This is a genomic window from Hyphococcus formosus (assembly GCF_046736345.1).
Taxonomy (GTDB): Bacteria; Pseudomonadota; Alphaproteobacteria; order Caulobacterales; family Parvularculaceae; genus Hyphococcus; species Hyphococcus formosus.
This window is the reverse complement of the sequence record NZ_CP157210.1, coordinates 2,124,553-2,138,864: the sequence shown is the minus strand read 5'-3', so window position 1 is coordinate 2,138,864 and position 14,312 is coordinate 2,124,553. Positions and strand designations below refer to the sequence as shown.

13 protein-coding genes are annotated in these 14,312 nt (G+C 52.5%); 2 read left to right on the top strand and 11 right to left on the bottom strand.

What is annotated here, in order from left to right:
- Positions 1 to 8 precede the first annotated feature (8 nt).
- Genes ABFZ83_RS09765 through ABFZ83_RS09730 form a run of 8 tightly spaced genes read right to left on the bottom strand, consistent with a single transcriptional unit; the run spans position 9 to position 8,311 of the window.
- A complete protein-coding gene (locus ABFZ83_RS09765; protein WP_411816365.1) occupies positions 9 to 1,655 on the bottom strand; it encodes a class I adenylate-forming enzyme family protein in 1,647 nt (548 codons plus the stop codon).
- Positions 1,652 to 2,734 (bottom strand): acyl-CoA dehydrogenase family protein, encoded by a 1,083-nt coding sequence (locus ABFZ83_RS09760; protein WP_411816364.1) that lies wholly within the window; start codon positions 2,732 to 2,734, stop codon positions 1,652 to 1,654. Before ABFZ83_RS09760 ends, ABFZ83_RS09765 begins: the two co-directional genes overlap by 4 nt.
- A 5-nt stretch (positions 2,735 to 2,739) precedes the next feature.
- Positions 2,740 to 3,888 carry an acyl-CoA dehydrogenase family protein gene (locus ABFZ83_RS09755; protein ID WP_411816363.1) on the bottom strand — a complete coding sequence of 383 codons (1,149 nt, stop codon included), beginning with the start codon at positions 3,886 to 3,888 and terminating at the stop codon, positions 2,740 to 2,742.
- A gap of 11 nt (positions 3,889 to 3,899) precedes the next feature.
- Positions 3,900 to 4,649: an enoyl-CoA hydratase family protein gene (locus ABFZ83_RS09750; RefSeq protein WP_411816362.1), complete on the bottom strand. Its 750-nt coding sequence runs from the start codon at positions 4,647 to 4,649 to the stop codon at positions 3,900 to 3,902.
- A gap of 30 nt (positions 4,650 to 4,679) precedes the next feature.
- A complete protein-coding gene (locus ABFZ83_RS09745) occupies positions 4,680 to 5,735 on the bottom strand; it encodes an NAD(P)H-dependent flavin oxidoreductase (protein WP_411816361.1) in 1,056 nt (351 codons plus the stop codon).
- Positions 5,736 to 5,741: 6 nt separating this feature from the next.
- Positions 5,742 to 6,629: an enoyl-CoA hydratase gene (locus tag ABFZ83_RS09740; RefSeq protein ID WP_411816360.1), complete on the bottom strand. Its 888-nt coding sequence runs from the start codon at positions 6,627 to 6,629 to the stop codon at positions 5,742 to 5,744.
- Between the two features lie 9 nt (positions 6,630 to 6,638).
- Positions 6,639 to 7,427 (bottom strand): CoA-transferase subunit beta, encoded by a 789-nt coding sequence (locus ABFZ83_RS09735; RefSeq protein ID WP_411816359.1) that lies wholly within the window; start codon positions 7,425 to 7,427, stop codon positions 6,639 to 6,641.
- An 8-nt stretch (positions 7,428 to 7,435) separates the two neighbouring features.
- Positions 7,436 to 8,311 (bottom strand): CoA transferase subunit A, encoded by an 876-nt coding sequence (locus tag ABFZ83_RS09730; RefSeq protein ID WP_411816358.1) that lies wholly within the window; start codon positions 8,309 to 8,311, stop codon positions 7,436 to 7,438.
- Between the two features lie 409 nt (positions 8,312 to 8,720).
- Between ABFZ83_RS09730 and ABFZ83_RS09725 the strand changes: the two genes are divergently transcribed.
- A complete protein-coding gene (locus tag ABFZ83_RS09725; protein WP_411816357.1) occupies positions 8,721 to 10,127 on the top strand; it encodes a spinster family MFS transporter in 1,407 nt (468 codons plus the stop codon).
- A gap of 32 nt (positions 10,128 to 10,159) precedes the next feature.
- Here ABFZ83_RS09725 and ABFZ83_RS09720 read toward each other — a convergent pair whose 3' ends face one another.
- From ABFZ83_RS09720 to ABFZ83_RS09710, 3 genes are all read right to left on the bottom strand, one after another.
- Complete coding sequence (locus ABFZ83_RS09720) at positions 10,160 to 10,960, bottom strand: SDR family NAD(P)-dependent oxidoreductase (RefSeq protein WP_411816356.1); 801 nt, start codon at positions 10,958 to 10,960, stop codon at positions 10,160 to 10,162.
- A 30-nt stretch (positions 10,961 to 10,990) separates the two neighbouring features.
- The gene (locus tag ABFZ83_RS09715) at positions 10,991 to 12,094 is read right to left on the bottom strand and encodes an amidohydrolase family protein (protein WP_411816355.1); all 1,104 of its coding nucleotides are present in this window, start codon (positions 12,092 to 12,094) and stop codon (positions 10,991 to 10,993) included.
- Positions 12,095 to 12,288: 194 nt separating this feature from the next.
- A complete protein-coding gene (locus tag ABFZ83_RS09710; RefSeq protein ID WP_411816354.1) occupies positions 12,289 to 13,083 on the bottom strand; it encodes a FadR/GntR family transcriptional regulator in 795 nt (264 codons plus the stop codon).
- A gap of 268 nt (positions 13,084 to 13,351) precedes the next feature.
- On the opposite strand from ABFZ83_RS09710, the gene ABFZ83_RS09705 reads away from it, so the two are divergent.
- Complete coding sequence (locus tag ABFZ83_RS09705) at positions 13,352 to 14,308, top strand: dihydrodipicolinate synthase family protein (protein ID WP_411816353.1); 957 nt, start codon at positions 13,352 to 13,354, stop codon at positions 14,306 to 14,308.
- Positions 14,309 to 14,312: the final 4 nt, after the last annotated feature.

Sequence of the window (14,312 nt, the reverse complement as noted above, 5' to 3'; positions counted from 1 at the left end):
TGCGCCTCTCATGCCTTTGTCGCGAAGCGATTCTTCGCGTCTTCTTTGAGCGCCGCTTTCGATACTTTGCCGCCCGATGAACGCGGCAATTCATCGACAGCGACAAAATATTCAGGGTACCATTCTTTGCTGACGCCGTTACTTGCAAGATGATCGACGACCGTTTCAAGGGTAATTTCGTAACCTGGTTTGGGGGAGGCGTATAGGCAAACGCGCTCGCCAAAGACGGTATCAGGGACAGGAACCACGGCGGCAAGGGCGATTCCGGGATGGGTCGCCACGGCTTCCTCAACCGCTGCCGCGCTTATGTTTTTGCCGCCGCGGATAATGAATTCTGATGTGCGTCCAATAACGCGAAGATAACCGTCCTCATTAATGGAGACGATATCGCCCATCAGCATATATCCGTCTTTTGTATACAGAGACTGGTTCGCTTTAGGGTCATTCCAATAACCAAGGCATAATGCCGGGCCTTTGCAGCCCGGCTGCCCGGTTGAGGCCGTATCGGTTATGTCCGCGCCGGTTTCCGGATCGAAGAGGCGTACTTGCATCTCGTCGATAATCTTGCCGGCGGTTGTCAATCTATGTTCCTGGCTATCGGAGAACGTAGTGCGGCTAAGCGCGCCGGTTTCGTTCGACCCATAGAACTGAAGGACTGCGCCGCCGGTTATGTCTTCAAACTCGGCGGCTCGTTTGGCGGGAACGGCCTCGCCCCCGGTAAACATACAACGGATGGAGGTGAGGTCCCGAGGGTTCTCATCGCGCTCATTCAGCATCATGATAAATTGTGTGCTTACGCAACACACCACACTCACTTTGTGCATCTCGACCAGATCAAGCGCATGTTTCGCGTTGAACCGATCCATCAATACGGTAGGGCAGCCTAAAAGGGTCGGCGAGAAATGCGCCGTCCACAAACCAAACCCATAGGGCGCAGGGACGAGGCCAAGAAATATGTCAGCCTCAGAAAAGTTTCCCGCTTCGGCCGCAAGTTTGTGAAAATAGACCCAACGGTTTTGGGTGTGCATCACGCATTTGGGGAGGCCGGTGGTGCCCGACGTCGAGTTGATCATAAATAACTCGTCGGGGCCGCGCGGGGCATGACGTTCAATTGTTGGTTGAGTGACAGGCTTGCCATTGATCGTGATCGGCGCGTCTTTTTCGGTCTGTAATTCCGGGATGACGATAGAAAAGAGATCAGGCAAATCATTTGCGCGCAGCTTTGAGGCCAGATCCTCGGCGCTAAGGTCTCGTATCGAAGCGTGTGAAATCATCGCCCGCGCGCCCGTCCGGTTGAGGATATGCGTTATCTCAGAAAGGCCCGCGCGAATTCCAATTCCGACGATGACGAACCCGGCTTTTTCAAGCCCCACAAAAGCCGCATGCACCGACGCGCCATCAGGAAGCAGGACCGCAATACGGTCGCCGCGCTCTAACCCGATGGATGACAGCGCATCAGCAATCTTCTCTGACGCATCATGATAGTCGCGCCATGTGAATGCGCCGTGGCTGGTGTAATAGGCGACTGCGCCTGGTTTCTCGCGCGCGTGTTTCGCGACGCGCTCGGCTATTGTTTCTTTTTCCCAATAGCCTTTTTGATAGTATTCCCGGGCGCGTGCGGGATCGATTTCGAGAGCAGGGTCTTTGTCTGTCATGGGTGCCCTCCCGATAACGCTTGTTCATTTTCGGATAGGAATGTGCGGTCAGGACCCAGCTCTGTTGAAAGGATGCGTAATTTTGTGCGTTCGCGATGGAATATCGAATCGCCCCACATGCCGCTTAGCGCAATGATCCGTTTAAGGATAAAGTGAATATCAACTTCCCACGAATAGCCCATTGCGCCATGCACCTGAAGCGCGGCTCGGGCTGCATGATCAGCGGCGTCGAACGCCGCGAGCTTCGCATGAGAGACGCGGGAGCGGGAATAAATATCTGATTGCGCAATTTGCGCGGCCGCTGCGTAAACAACCGGCTTGGCAAACTCGATTTTAACTTTGGCCGTCGCTAACAGGTGCTTAACCGCTTGGAAGGTTCCGATTGCCTTTCCAAATTGTTGCCTTTCCTTGGCAAACTCAACGGCGATATCGATTGCCCGTTGTGCAAGCCCTAATCCCTGCGCCGCGCTGAACAATGCACCGCGTTCAAACAATAATGCGGCCTGTCGATCTGCGTCTGCACCCTCGGCGATTTTTGTGTCTGCGCTAGTTTGCCAGTCAACATTCGCGATATCGCGCAGCGGATCGACACTTTCAACAGGAGTAACATGAACCTCGTTCATGTCGATCAGATGTATTTCTGCATCAGAAATCCCAAGCAGAAACTGAGACACGCTTGTATCGGTGGTAATTTTATTTTGCGGATGGCTGATACTGACAATACCGCGCCCCTCAAGGATGGTCTGGAGTACATCATGAGCGCGGGACGCCTTCGTGCACGCAGCTAAAAGAGGAGCAACTAATCCAGCTTGATCAATTAAAGGGTCAGGGATAGCCGAATATCCGCACGCTTCGGCAATCAGGATAAGATCGGATTCGGTCAAGCCAAGGCCGTTCAGCTCTTCGCTGACCAACATGCCGGTGACCCCGAGTTCTGCAAATTGCTGCCATAGGTCGGGCGAGTGCTTTTTGTTTTCCGATAGTAATTTGCGCAAGGCGCCGAAGCTGTAATTATCATTGAGCAGAGAATGGATGCTCTCTGCCATCATGGTTTGTGTTTCGTTGAATAAAAATTTCATAGCTATTACTTCCGCGGCATGCCCAAAACACGTTCAGCAATGATCGTTTTCTGAATTTCATTTGTGCCCGCATAAATGGGGCCAGCGAGAGAAAACAGATATCCATCAAGCCATGAAGCGGATTGTGGTTGTGCGGTAATCTCGGCTTGCGCGCCTAAAATTGACAGGGCGGCACGGTGCAGGGCGATGTCCATTTCCGACCAGAAAATCTTGTTACAACTGGCCTCTGGGCCAATTGATCCATCGGCTAAAATGTTCGATGCGGCCGCATAAATCGAAAGGCAATAGGCGTCAGTATCTAAGACTGCCTGCATGACGGCGGCTTCAACGCTCGCATCCAACCGGTCGGCATTCTCTTTGTATAAAGAAACTAATCGCTTGGCGGCGGCCTGAAACCGTGCGGGGCTACGCAACATTAAGCCGCGCTCGAAACCGGCGGTGGCCATACAAACGGACCAGCCATTGCCTTCGCCGCCCAATAGATTGTCAGCGGGGACTTTTACATCTTCAAGGAATATTTCTGCAAAGCCGGGTTCGCCGTCGATCTGCGCAATGGGTTCAACCCTTACGCCGTCGCTGTCCAAGGGAAATAGCAAAAGCGATAATCCCCGGTGGCGTTCTGAATCGGGGTCGGTTCGAAATAACCCGAATGCCCAGTCGGCAAACACCGCGCGTGACGACCAAATTTTATGACCGTTCAAGACATAGCGATCACCGTCACGTGTTGCTTTTGCTTTGACTGCCGCGAGGTCAGATCCGGCCCCCGGTTCAGACCAGGCTTGCGCCCAAATTTCTTCACCGCTGGCCATTGGCGGCAAAAACCGTTCTTTCTGCGCATCTGAACCATATTCCATCATGGTCGGCGCGAGTAGGAACAAGCCATTTTGATTTACGCGGCCGGGCGCGCCCGCGCGCCAGTATTCTTCTTCAAAAATCAACCATTCAATCAGGTTTAATCCGCGTCCACCATATTCCTTGGGCCAGGTAACAGCGCTCCAGCTGCCCTCGTGCAACGTCATTTCCCATGCGCGGTGTGCCTCGAAACCTTCTGGCGTGTCAAAAGAGGGGAGGGGATCGGAAGGCACATTTTCGGTTAGCCATTCTCGCGATAATTTGCGAAACGCTTTTTGTTGTTCTGTGTACGCTAATTCCATCACATTCTTCCTTAGTAGACAGCCTTGTCTTTCGATGCGACGAACGCATCTCTTGCCTTCTGGCTGTCTTCGTGAAGATACATTTCCAAGGTAAAGCCCTGTTCGAACCGATAGCCGTGATCGACATCGCGGGCTTCGAGGCCATTCAGCGCTTGTTTCGCGAGTGTCAGTGCTTTTCGGCTTTTCGAGGCAATGATCGCAGCGAACGCACGCGATTGATCCAAAAGCGTCTCCGCCGGTACGATTTTTTCAACGCCGCCCAACCGATAGGCTTCGTCCGCCGATATTTTCCCGCCTGTAAAGAAAGCGGCACGGACTTTGTGAAGCGGGAGCATGCGCGATAAATGCGAAGCGCCGCCCATTGCGCCCCGATCAATTTCCGGAAGTGAAAAATAAGCGTTATCAGCAGCAATAATCGTATCCGAGGCACCGCAAATGCCGATTCCCCCGCCGATAATAAAGCCATGTGCGCTGACGATGACAGGAACCGGGCAATCGCGCACGGCTTTAAAGGTCAGATAATTGCCGCGATTAAGCGTAACGATACGTTCCGGGTGGGCCTGCATTTCCTTGATGTCTACGCCGCCGCAAAAGCCCCGTCCTTCGGCGCGGATAAGGATACATTTAATATCCGCGTGTTCTCCGGTTCTACTAATCGTCTCTGCGAGGTTTAACCAGCTCTGGCTATCAAGAGCATTGACAGGCGGGCAATCAAGCACGATTTCTGCGATTTGATTTTCGACATTGGTCCGTATAGGCATCGAATTACCCTCCCGCTTTCTTATTCTCGTTTATCCACACAAGCTGGCGATCCGTGCGGATGCGTCGCTCATGATGTTTTCGATTAACTCCTGGCAAGACGGTATTTCTTCAATCCGTCCAGCAACCTGACCGGATGCCATAATCCCTTGCTCGGGTTTGCCCTCGACGATGGCTTTGCGAATGAGCATGGGCGAGGCCGCGGCCATCATGGCCTGCGTCAGGGTCATCTCTGACTGGGCCGTCATCGAGCGTAACGATCGAAGCAGTTCAAGCGACGACGCGCCGGTTTGTTTTTTAAGCTCAAGACCGGCGATAATGGCTTCGCGCCACCGCAATAGCGGGGAGGATTGTTCGATCTTTCTCAGTTTTTCATTGAGTATTGCCCGTTGCGGCAAGCCGTCAATTTTCGAAGAAACGATAATATCTTCGCCGCGTGCGTTTAAATATTTATCTTTCGTGCCCGGCGGAACCGGGCTCTCCTTGCACAGAAGAAAACGCGTGCCCATCGCAATGCCCGCAGCGCCATAGGCGAGGGCAGCAGCTAATCCGCGTCCATCCCCAAAGCCGCCAGCTGCGACGACGGGGATGTCAATTTCGTCAAGAATTTGCGGCAATAAAACAGTTGTCGCGACGCCGCCTGTATGGCCGCCGCCTTCACCACCTTGGACCGTAATCATATCCACGCCTAGGTCAGCGACTTTGCGGGCGTGTTTTAATGCGCCTACGGTCGGTATCGTTAAAATCCCGGCATCACGGAAACGCGCGATCATATCCGCATTTGGGCCGCGCCCGAAGCTAACAGCGGCGACTTTTTCGCGGATGATGATGTCCACAATTTCTTCCGCGCCGGGCTGAAACATATGGAAATTTACACCAAATGGCGCATTGGTAACGGCTTTGACGCGCGCAATTGCCGTCGTTAATTCCGGCGGTGTCATCACTGCACCAGCGAGAAAGCCGAGCGCGCCAGCCTGACATGACGCGATCACAAGGTCGGGGGTGGCAACCCAACCCATCGCGGTCTGAATGATCGGGTACCGACATCCGGTCCTTTCACAAAGTGCCGTATGAAACGGATCAGCCACCAATGCCTACTTTCCGTCCTTCGAAGACTTGTTTGCTTGAGCCATTCCCTTGCCATCAAGGCCGGCGAGGCTGTCGCCCGAAACGAGATCATTCTGCGCATGGGCGAAATGGTGCATGTGAAAAACGCTATCCATCGCTGTGCGTTTGCCGCGAAGGTCTTCGACATGGTTCACCGCTTGTTTGGTGAGCGCCAATCCCAATCGCGGCATTTTCGCGATGCGCGCTGCCATGTCGGCGACACCATCGCGCAATTCATCTCTCGGGAAGATGCGATTGACCATGCCGAGTTGATAGGCCCGATCCGCCGGTAAACGATCGCCCAAGAATAGAAACTCTTTCGCGATGCGCGGGTGAAGCTCAAAAGCATGGGCGAAATATTCAACGCCCGGTATGCCCATCCGAACAACCGGATCTTGAAAGAAGGCATCGTCAGATGCGACGATGAGATCGCAAACCCATGCGAGCATTAATCCGCCCGCGATGCAGGCACCTTGCACCATCGCAATGGTCGGTTTGGGAATATCGCGCCAACGGCGACACATTCCTAAATAGACTTCTTGCTCTCGCGTATAGAGAAACTCAGCACCCGGCTTGTTTACATGGTCATACCATAGGGTGGTTCGATCAAAGCTTTTATCGACGTCACGACCGGGTGTGCCGATATCATGGCCGGCAGAAAAATGTTTGCCATCGCCGCCCAGGACAATGACTTTGATGTCATCATCATCGACCGCGCGCTTGAATGCATCGTCGAGCGCGTAAGTAACTTGAGAGTTTTGTGCATTGTGGTAGCGCGGGCGAGAGATCGTAATCCATGCGATCGCCCCATCCTTTTTATAAAGGACAGGTTCATCGGTTTCGTAGACTGCGTCGGATGTGTTTTCGTCAGCCATTACAGCCCCCTATCGGCGATCGCCGGGTGGATTCCCTTTAAATGCAGTTGCGCGCATATCGTGCGGATCTAGCTTTTCGCGAATGATGGTCAGTTGTTCTTCCGTTGGGGCGGGGGTCGTCGGTGGTTCTCCGTCAATGACCAGCGAGAAACCGGTATTTTCGACAATTTGATCGACCGAAATGCCCGGGTGAACACTTTTGAGGCGAATTGCATTGTTCGGCCCATTAAAGTCGAGAATGCAAAGATCCGTTATAATGACCCGAAGATCGAGCCCCGCAGGTTTTTTGCCGTCTGGCCATCGTGCGGGGTTGTAACCGACGCTACAAACATAATCGACTTCGTCTGCGACAAAGGTTTTCGTAGAGTGTGCGTACACGAATAAACTATTCGGGTGCGAAATTGAATTTCCGGGAAAACCCCGCGCACCAAGAAAGGCGCGCTTTGGCGCGTTAACATCGCCAATGAGGTTTATATTGGTTTGGCCGAACCGATCAATTTGAACGGGGCTGACCATCGCGTGGCGTTTGCCGCTCCATAGATTATAGAATGTACGGTCATAAGGGGCCCACCCTTCGGCGATGAAATCATCGGCTTTGCGCGGACCAACAGGCACGGGCGCAGCGGCGAACATGTTCTCACCATTCGTCAACATCAGTGCGGGATTGATGGTCAGCTTTGCTAGACCCGCGGCGAGGCGCGGTAATAGCGTAATCCCCGTGGCCAAAACTTCGCCATCATCCCGCCAGGCGTCGGCAGCAGCGGCAATGCATAGTTCGGATAAAGAATAATCGGTCATGCCTGTCACTAGTAAATTGGTGCTGGAATTGAAGAAATGGCGTCTTTGCCGCCGACCGCATCGATATATTCGTCATGGGATTGCGTGATATAACGGGCGCTATAGTCCGCCCATGCTTCCTCATCGGATGCTGACTTATATGCCTTTAGATGGTTCATATCGATGCCATAGTCGGGTGAGGCACCGGTCGGATGAGCGCCAAAAGGCACTTCTGCTACGGCAGAGACAACGCATCGTTCAAACAGGTTGAACCGCGCGTTTTTATGCATGTCTAGCGCCTCGGTCGTCACAATGCGCTCTGCCGAAAGGTAAACCTTGTCTGCCGCGCGCGCCATCATTTCATCGAAAAAGGGATCTGGGCTGAATATTAGCGAGTTGCCCGCCTGATCACTCTCGTGAACATGAATCAAAGCGACATCCGGTTTTAAGGCAGGCATCGCGATCAAGAGTTCTCCATCGCCATATGGGGAGCGTATGGTCTTGAATAAATCTTGATCGACGACACTGGTTCCGATCCCCAATCGGGTCGGCAAAAATGGTAGCCGCATGGCGGCGGCGCGAAGTCCCAGATGAACCATTCCTTCGTCAAGATCGATGACTTCAAGTTCGCCAGACTGGCGCGCAAGTTGGAAATGAGGGTCAAGGGGAATGTGATCGAGGGAGACAAAACCAAAGATCAGTTTCCGAATTTTTTTTGCGGCACAAAGCGTGCCGACGTCTGGCCCGCCATAGCTGATTATGGTGAGGTCTTTAACGGACGAGCGCGCAATGGCCCGAATAAGCGCCATGGGTTTACGCCGAGTGGCCCACCCCCCAATGGCGATGGTCATGCCGTCTTCCAGATTGTCGACGATATTTTCTATGGAGGTTACTTTGTTGAGCATCGATCTCGCTCACCCCTTTGTTTCAATCCCTGTGCGGGCGCTCTTTCAGGCGTCGCCCTATCTTGTGAAATTCGTTATCATATAAATGTTTATATAACAAGGATCGAATTGGCCAAAATAGGTCGATAAAATCTCCCTGTGAAATCAGGGGTTTGCACGCAATGCCGAGAAATATGTAATAAAAACAATGGGCAAATGGAGGGCGAGGGGTGTCAAAATTTGCAGGGCGCAAAATAACTTGACTAAATCATTTATAAAAATAAAAATCGAACCGGGCTGGATGTGTGGCGTCTCTCAAGACCCGGTTTCAGGGTGCCAAGCGTGCCGGATGGCAATCGCAGTGGGGGCGGCGCACATCGATACAACTATAATAGCGGCCCGGTAATCGCGTGTCGCACTAAAAATGCATATGCGAAGTCAACAGGGAGAGTCGCCAATTTTAAAAGATTTAGCGAAAGCGCGACCAGAAAACGAACCGAATGATAATGATGCGACGCAGGAAGACGATGAAATAAAGCCAGTATCGCCAGGATATTTGCGGTATGCGCTCGTCCTCTTACTGATTATCTTTACCCTCAATTATATTGATCGGCAGATCATCAACATTCTCGCTGAGCCTATAAAACAAGAGCTTGGCCTTGCCGATTGGCAGCTCGGCGTTATGACGGGGCTTGCCTTTGCGGTCTTTTATAGTCTTCTGGGCATTCCGATTGCGCGGTTTGCGGAATATGGCAATCGCCCGCTGATCATATCGCTGAGCATAGGGTTCTGGAGTGCGTTTACAGTGCTCTGTGGTGTTGCGCGGAACTTTGTCCAGTTGGTGCTTGTTCGCGTCGGGGTCGGTGTCGGTGAGGCGGGGTGTGCGCCTGCTGCGTTATCGCTAATTTCCGACTATGCGCCGAAACAAAAACGGGCATCGGCAATTGCATTCTTTTCGATTGGTACGCCGCTTGGCTTTTTGATCGGAACAACGGTAGGCGGATTAATTGCCGATATGTATGGCTGGCGCGTGGCATTTTATGTCGCTGGTGCGCCGGGTATATTGATCGCCTTTATTGCCTATTTCACTTTGCGTGAGCCGCGGGCGGCGCAGGCCCTTCAGGCCGTGAAAACCGCCGAAAATCGCGTCAATTTTCGGGATGCGATGAAGCTGTTATATAATAAAAAGACCTATTGGCTCATCGTTTTTGGCTTCGCAATTAAATCCTTCATCAGCTATGGCCATTCACCATTTACAGCATCATTTTTTCTACGCAATCACGCTGAGGAAATTGCGTCATTGGCGGCGCAATTCAATGTCCAGTCAATCGGCTTTCTCGGTCTGGCGCTTGGCGGTATTGGCGGTACGGCAGGTGTAATCGGAACGTTTTTAGGGGGTTACCTCGCAGACCGGTTCAGTAAGAACGATATCAAGGCCTATGTTACGATCCCGGCTGTCGCTTCGCTCGTGACGATACCGCTTTACATCAGTGCAATTCTGGTTGGCAGTGCCGTTGCGGCGATCTTCCTGCTCGCGCTGCAAGCGGTTGTAAACGCGCTTTGGTTTGGCCCTGTGTTTGCGACTGCGCAGACAATTGTTCCGCGTCATGTGCGGGCAACAGCCACTGCGGTTCTAATGTTGGTGGTCAATCTGATTGGCTTGGGTCTGGGGCCGGTTGGTGTCGGCCTGATGAGCGATATATTCGCGCACCAGTTCAATATGGGTGAAGGGGAGGGATTGCGATGGTCGTTGATTGTATCGACTTTTCCGGGCTTCCTTGCCGCTTATCTGTTCTGGCGGGCGCGGCGCACGGTCGTTGAAGAGACCGAGCAATAAATAACCGATTTATCTATGTGGTCGGTGGTGTCTTAGCTGAGGGTTAAGCCGCCGTCGGCCACAAGCGTGGTACCGGTAATGTAATTTGCGCTCTGACTTGCGAGGAACATTGCCGCAATTGCGATCTCATCGGGTGAGGCAAAACGTTGTAGCGGAATTTTTTCGATATAGTTTTCTTTGATCCGCTCCGCTTCCCGGCCTTCTGTTTTTTCGGCGGCTGCGGCCACTGCGCCTTCCGTATCGACCGGACCCGGTGCGATTGCGTTTACGCGAATTGATGGGGCGAGTTCGAGCGCGAGCGTTCGTGTTAGCGATACAAGACCGGCTTTGGACGCGGAATAGGCGGCGTGGCGTGCCTTGCCCCGGAATGCGTTAATCGAAGCAATATTGACAATAGTGCCGCTGATTTTGCGCTCGTTCATATGCGCGCAGGCAACCTGAGACATGCGCATCGCCGCCTTCAGATTCAGGTCGTGAATTTTGTCCCAGAAATCAGCGGTTATTTCGGCAAAGGGTGAGGCGGGAAAAATACCGGCGCAATTGACCAGCGTATCAATCGGTCCGAATGCGTCATATGCGCGTTCGAAAACCTGATCTGCGAAATCCCAGTTTCGGAGATCACCATAAATGGAAAGCACTTGGTGATTTTGATCGCCAAGTGATTGCGCAACGGTGTTTAATTTATCTTGATCGATGTCGACGAGGCAAACTGATGCGCCAGCGCGGGCAAGCCGAATTGCGATTGCCTTACCAATGCCGGCCGCTGCGCCTGTAACAATGGCAGAGCGGCCGGAAAAGTTGAAATGAACGTCACTTACAGGGTTGGGTGTCAAGTGAACTCCATATCAAGGTGTGGTCCTGACTTAGATATCAAACCCATACATGCGCGCGGCATTTTTATAGGTAATCAGATCTTTGACTTTTTGATTCAATCCAATGGTGGACGATTGAATTGTGCGCCATGAGAAGGGGTAATCGGCGCTGATATGCGGGTAATCAGAACCCCACAAAACCCGTTCCGGATTCACAAGGTCCATGTTCCGTACACCAAACGAGTCGGTCATATATCCTAGATGAATATGGCGATCGATATAATCGCTTGGCATTTTCTGGAGGCCAAACTTATTCGTCGGCTCGAGCCGCTGGTAGTTATTATCAATTTGTTCTTTGACATAAGGCAGCCAGCCAAAATCAACTTCCGCAAACATGATTTCGAGATTGGGGTAGCGATCGAATACGCCGGAGAAGATCATCTCGATCATGCGGGTTGGTACGTCGAAAAAGCGCCCCCAGCCCGGCAGCTTGACCTTGTGTTCGCCGGGACGACCAACCGAAAGGGCAACGTGTATGTTTACCGGAATACCTTTGTCTTCCAGATATTCCCAGACCATGTCATCTTCAGGTTTGATTGTCGTCGTGCCGTTTGGATAACAACCCATGGTAACGCCGCGCATGCCGGGACGGCCAAGCACGCGCTCCATTTCTTCGATCGTGGCTTTTGGGCCGCCGCGATTTGGCATCATCACCAATCCGCAAAAGCGGTTTGGCGCGTGCTCACAAAACTCCGACTGCCAATCATTATACGCACGAACAATCGAAAGGTGCAGATCAACATCTTCGGTCGCATACATAGCAACGGAAAGGCGCGGGGTCGGATACATGACCTCGCCTGAGATGCCGTCGCGATCCTGTTCTTCCAACCGGGCTTTGGGGTCATAGCCGCCAGCGCGAATTTCATCGAAATTCACCCAAGGCTTCATGTTTTCCGGTTCGTTGCCGGCACAGACATTGAGGCCAAAATTGATCGGCTCTTTAAAGCCCTCGTAAACCCAGGCGTCGCCTTTTTCCATGCGCTCCATGCGCGGCACGACATCCTTAAACTTCGATGGAACGCGGTTGATGAAAATATCACCTGGTTCTGTGTAATGGCTGTCCGCCGAGATCAGTATTGAATTCCCTAATGGCATAGATTTTCTCCGCACTCCTATAATATTAAAAGATATATAAGATAAAGAAAATGCAAAAGTCAAATGCCAATATGCGCTCGGGCGAGAAAATTGTGCGGATAATAGGTCGAACGGCCGATCGGACCGGCTTTTTTCAAAAAGCTAGCCCCAATCGGCGATCGGATTTTCAGAGGGTTAAAGTGTGCGGACGCTAATTACTTGGAGATCGTAGAGGCGTTCACGATTGAATCCAGGCTGAATTCATGACGCCGCTCGCCGGTTTCGGCGGTGCTTGAATAGTGCTTGCGTAGCGCCTCTTCGACGCCGCGCGAATCGCCATCGGAGATCAGATTGTAAATTTCTTCATGTTCCCGGGCGAGCGCTTTGCGGGTTGCCAGATTGGCAAAAGAGCCGTGTTGCGATTGGGACCGTCCGAGCAAATCAACCTGTGCCGACCAGATTTGTTCCAGCGCCCCGACCACGATGCTCATGGTTTCATTGCCGCAATGAGCAACAATTTCGATATGAAACTGGCGGGCGAGGCCAATAAATGTATGGGCGTCTTCGATAAATTCATTGGCAAGGTCGAGAACAGCGCGGAGTTTCGGAAGGACGGTTTGATGTCGGTCTTTCCGGTCTGCACAGGCAGCGGCACAAGCCGGCTCTAGCTGGCGCATGGCATCCACCAGATCTTGCAGATCAATCGAGCGAGATTGCATCACAAGCGCCAGCATATAGGCCGCTTTTTTCGGGCGTGGACGGTGCACAACTGCGCCCCCGATCTTGCCGCGCTGAACCGTCAGAAGGCCTTCGGTCTCAAGAATGCGAAGCGCCTCGCGAATAGATGGCGGGCTGACCGCATATTCGTTTTCCAGCTCATCTTGCTTGGGCAGCATTCCGCCATCCTCGAGTTCGCCGGAGAGGATCTTTTGGCGCAAGGCATCAGCAATAATTTCCGCGATGCGGGGCTGTTTTATTTGCGCTGGTCTTTCGGGGTTCGCTGGTTGCAAGGTTTTATTCTTCGTTTTTAGTGTCGGTTGCCGGGTTGGTCTGTGTGATCGAGATTGCCTATTCTACTGTACATTCCGCAAACTGCGGCGAAACCGATCTGGTTTGGTGTTAGCGCTATACGCCAGCGCGCGCAATCTCATTATATGGTTTCAATAATATAGATTATTTGTGCGCGCTCAACCAGTTGTCGCGTCGAATAAATAATGGTATAAAAGATCTATATATTAATCAGGGGCCATTCAATAAGGCTTCAGGGAGGGTGGTAGCGTGAGCGCAACCCCAAGAGCGTTTGCCATCAGCATAACACCATTTGCTGAAGCCGGGGAGTTGGATGAAGCGCGTTTTCGGGCGCATCTGCGGCGCTTGGCGGATGCGGGCATAGGGATCTATGTAGGGGGCGCGGGAAGCGGCGAAGGCTATACGCTTTCGCGCGATGAAACGCGCAAATTGCTCGAAATTGCCGTGGACGAAGTGAAGGGCACAGTCCCCATTCGGGCCATGGGCGTCGAGCCGCGCACTGCCGACCAGATGGTCGATTTCCTTAAACTGGCGGAGGCGTGTGGCGTTGATGCGGCGCAGGTTTATTCGCTCGATGTCGGTCATGGTCATGCGCCGCGCCCGGATGAATTAAAGGCTTATTATGGCGAAGTGCTGGGGGCGGTCTCAATACCGCTTGTCTTCTCGACACACCAATCGGTTGGATATGTAATCCCGCCGGAGGTGATTTTTGCTCTGTTTAAAGAGCATGATAATTTGATCGACCTTAATTGTAGCCATCAGGACATTTCTTATCTGACCTCTTTGATTGAGGGGCTTAAAGGGCGCGCCAATATCTTTGTAGGTGGTCCGCATCAAGCGACATTGTGTTTATCGCTTGGCGGCTATGGCTTTCTGACGTCAGAAGCGAATATCGCACCAAATCTCTGCATGACGGTTGTTAATTGCTATGAGGCCGGTGACATGCACGGCATGTTCAATGCCTATGGTAAAGTAATTCGCTTGTTCACCACGACATATGCCAATGGCGGCATTCGTGCTGCAAAAGCGGTGTTAAACGCGCATGGCGTTGCGGGGGGCTGGCCGCGACGGCCGCGATTGCCGATCGAAGACGATGCGCTGCAAGCGGTTTTAAAGGTTATTCGCGACGAAAAAATCGATGCCATAGAAAATTGGCACGAGTGGCAATTCAAGGATGAAGCCGTTTTTACAACGGCAATTTCGTAAGGAA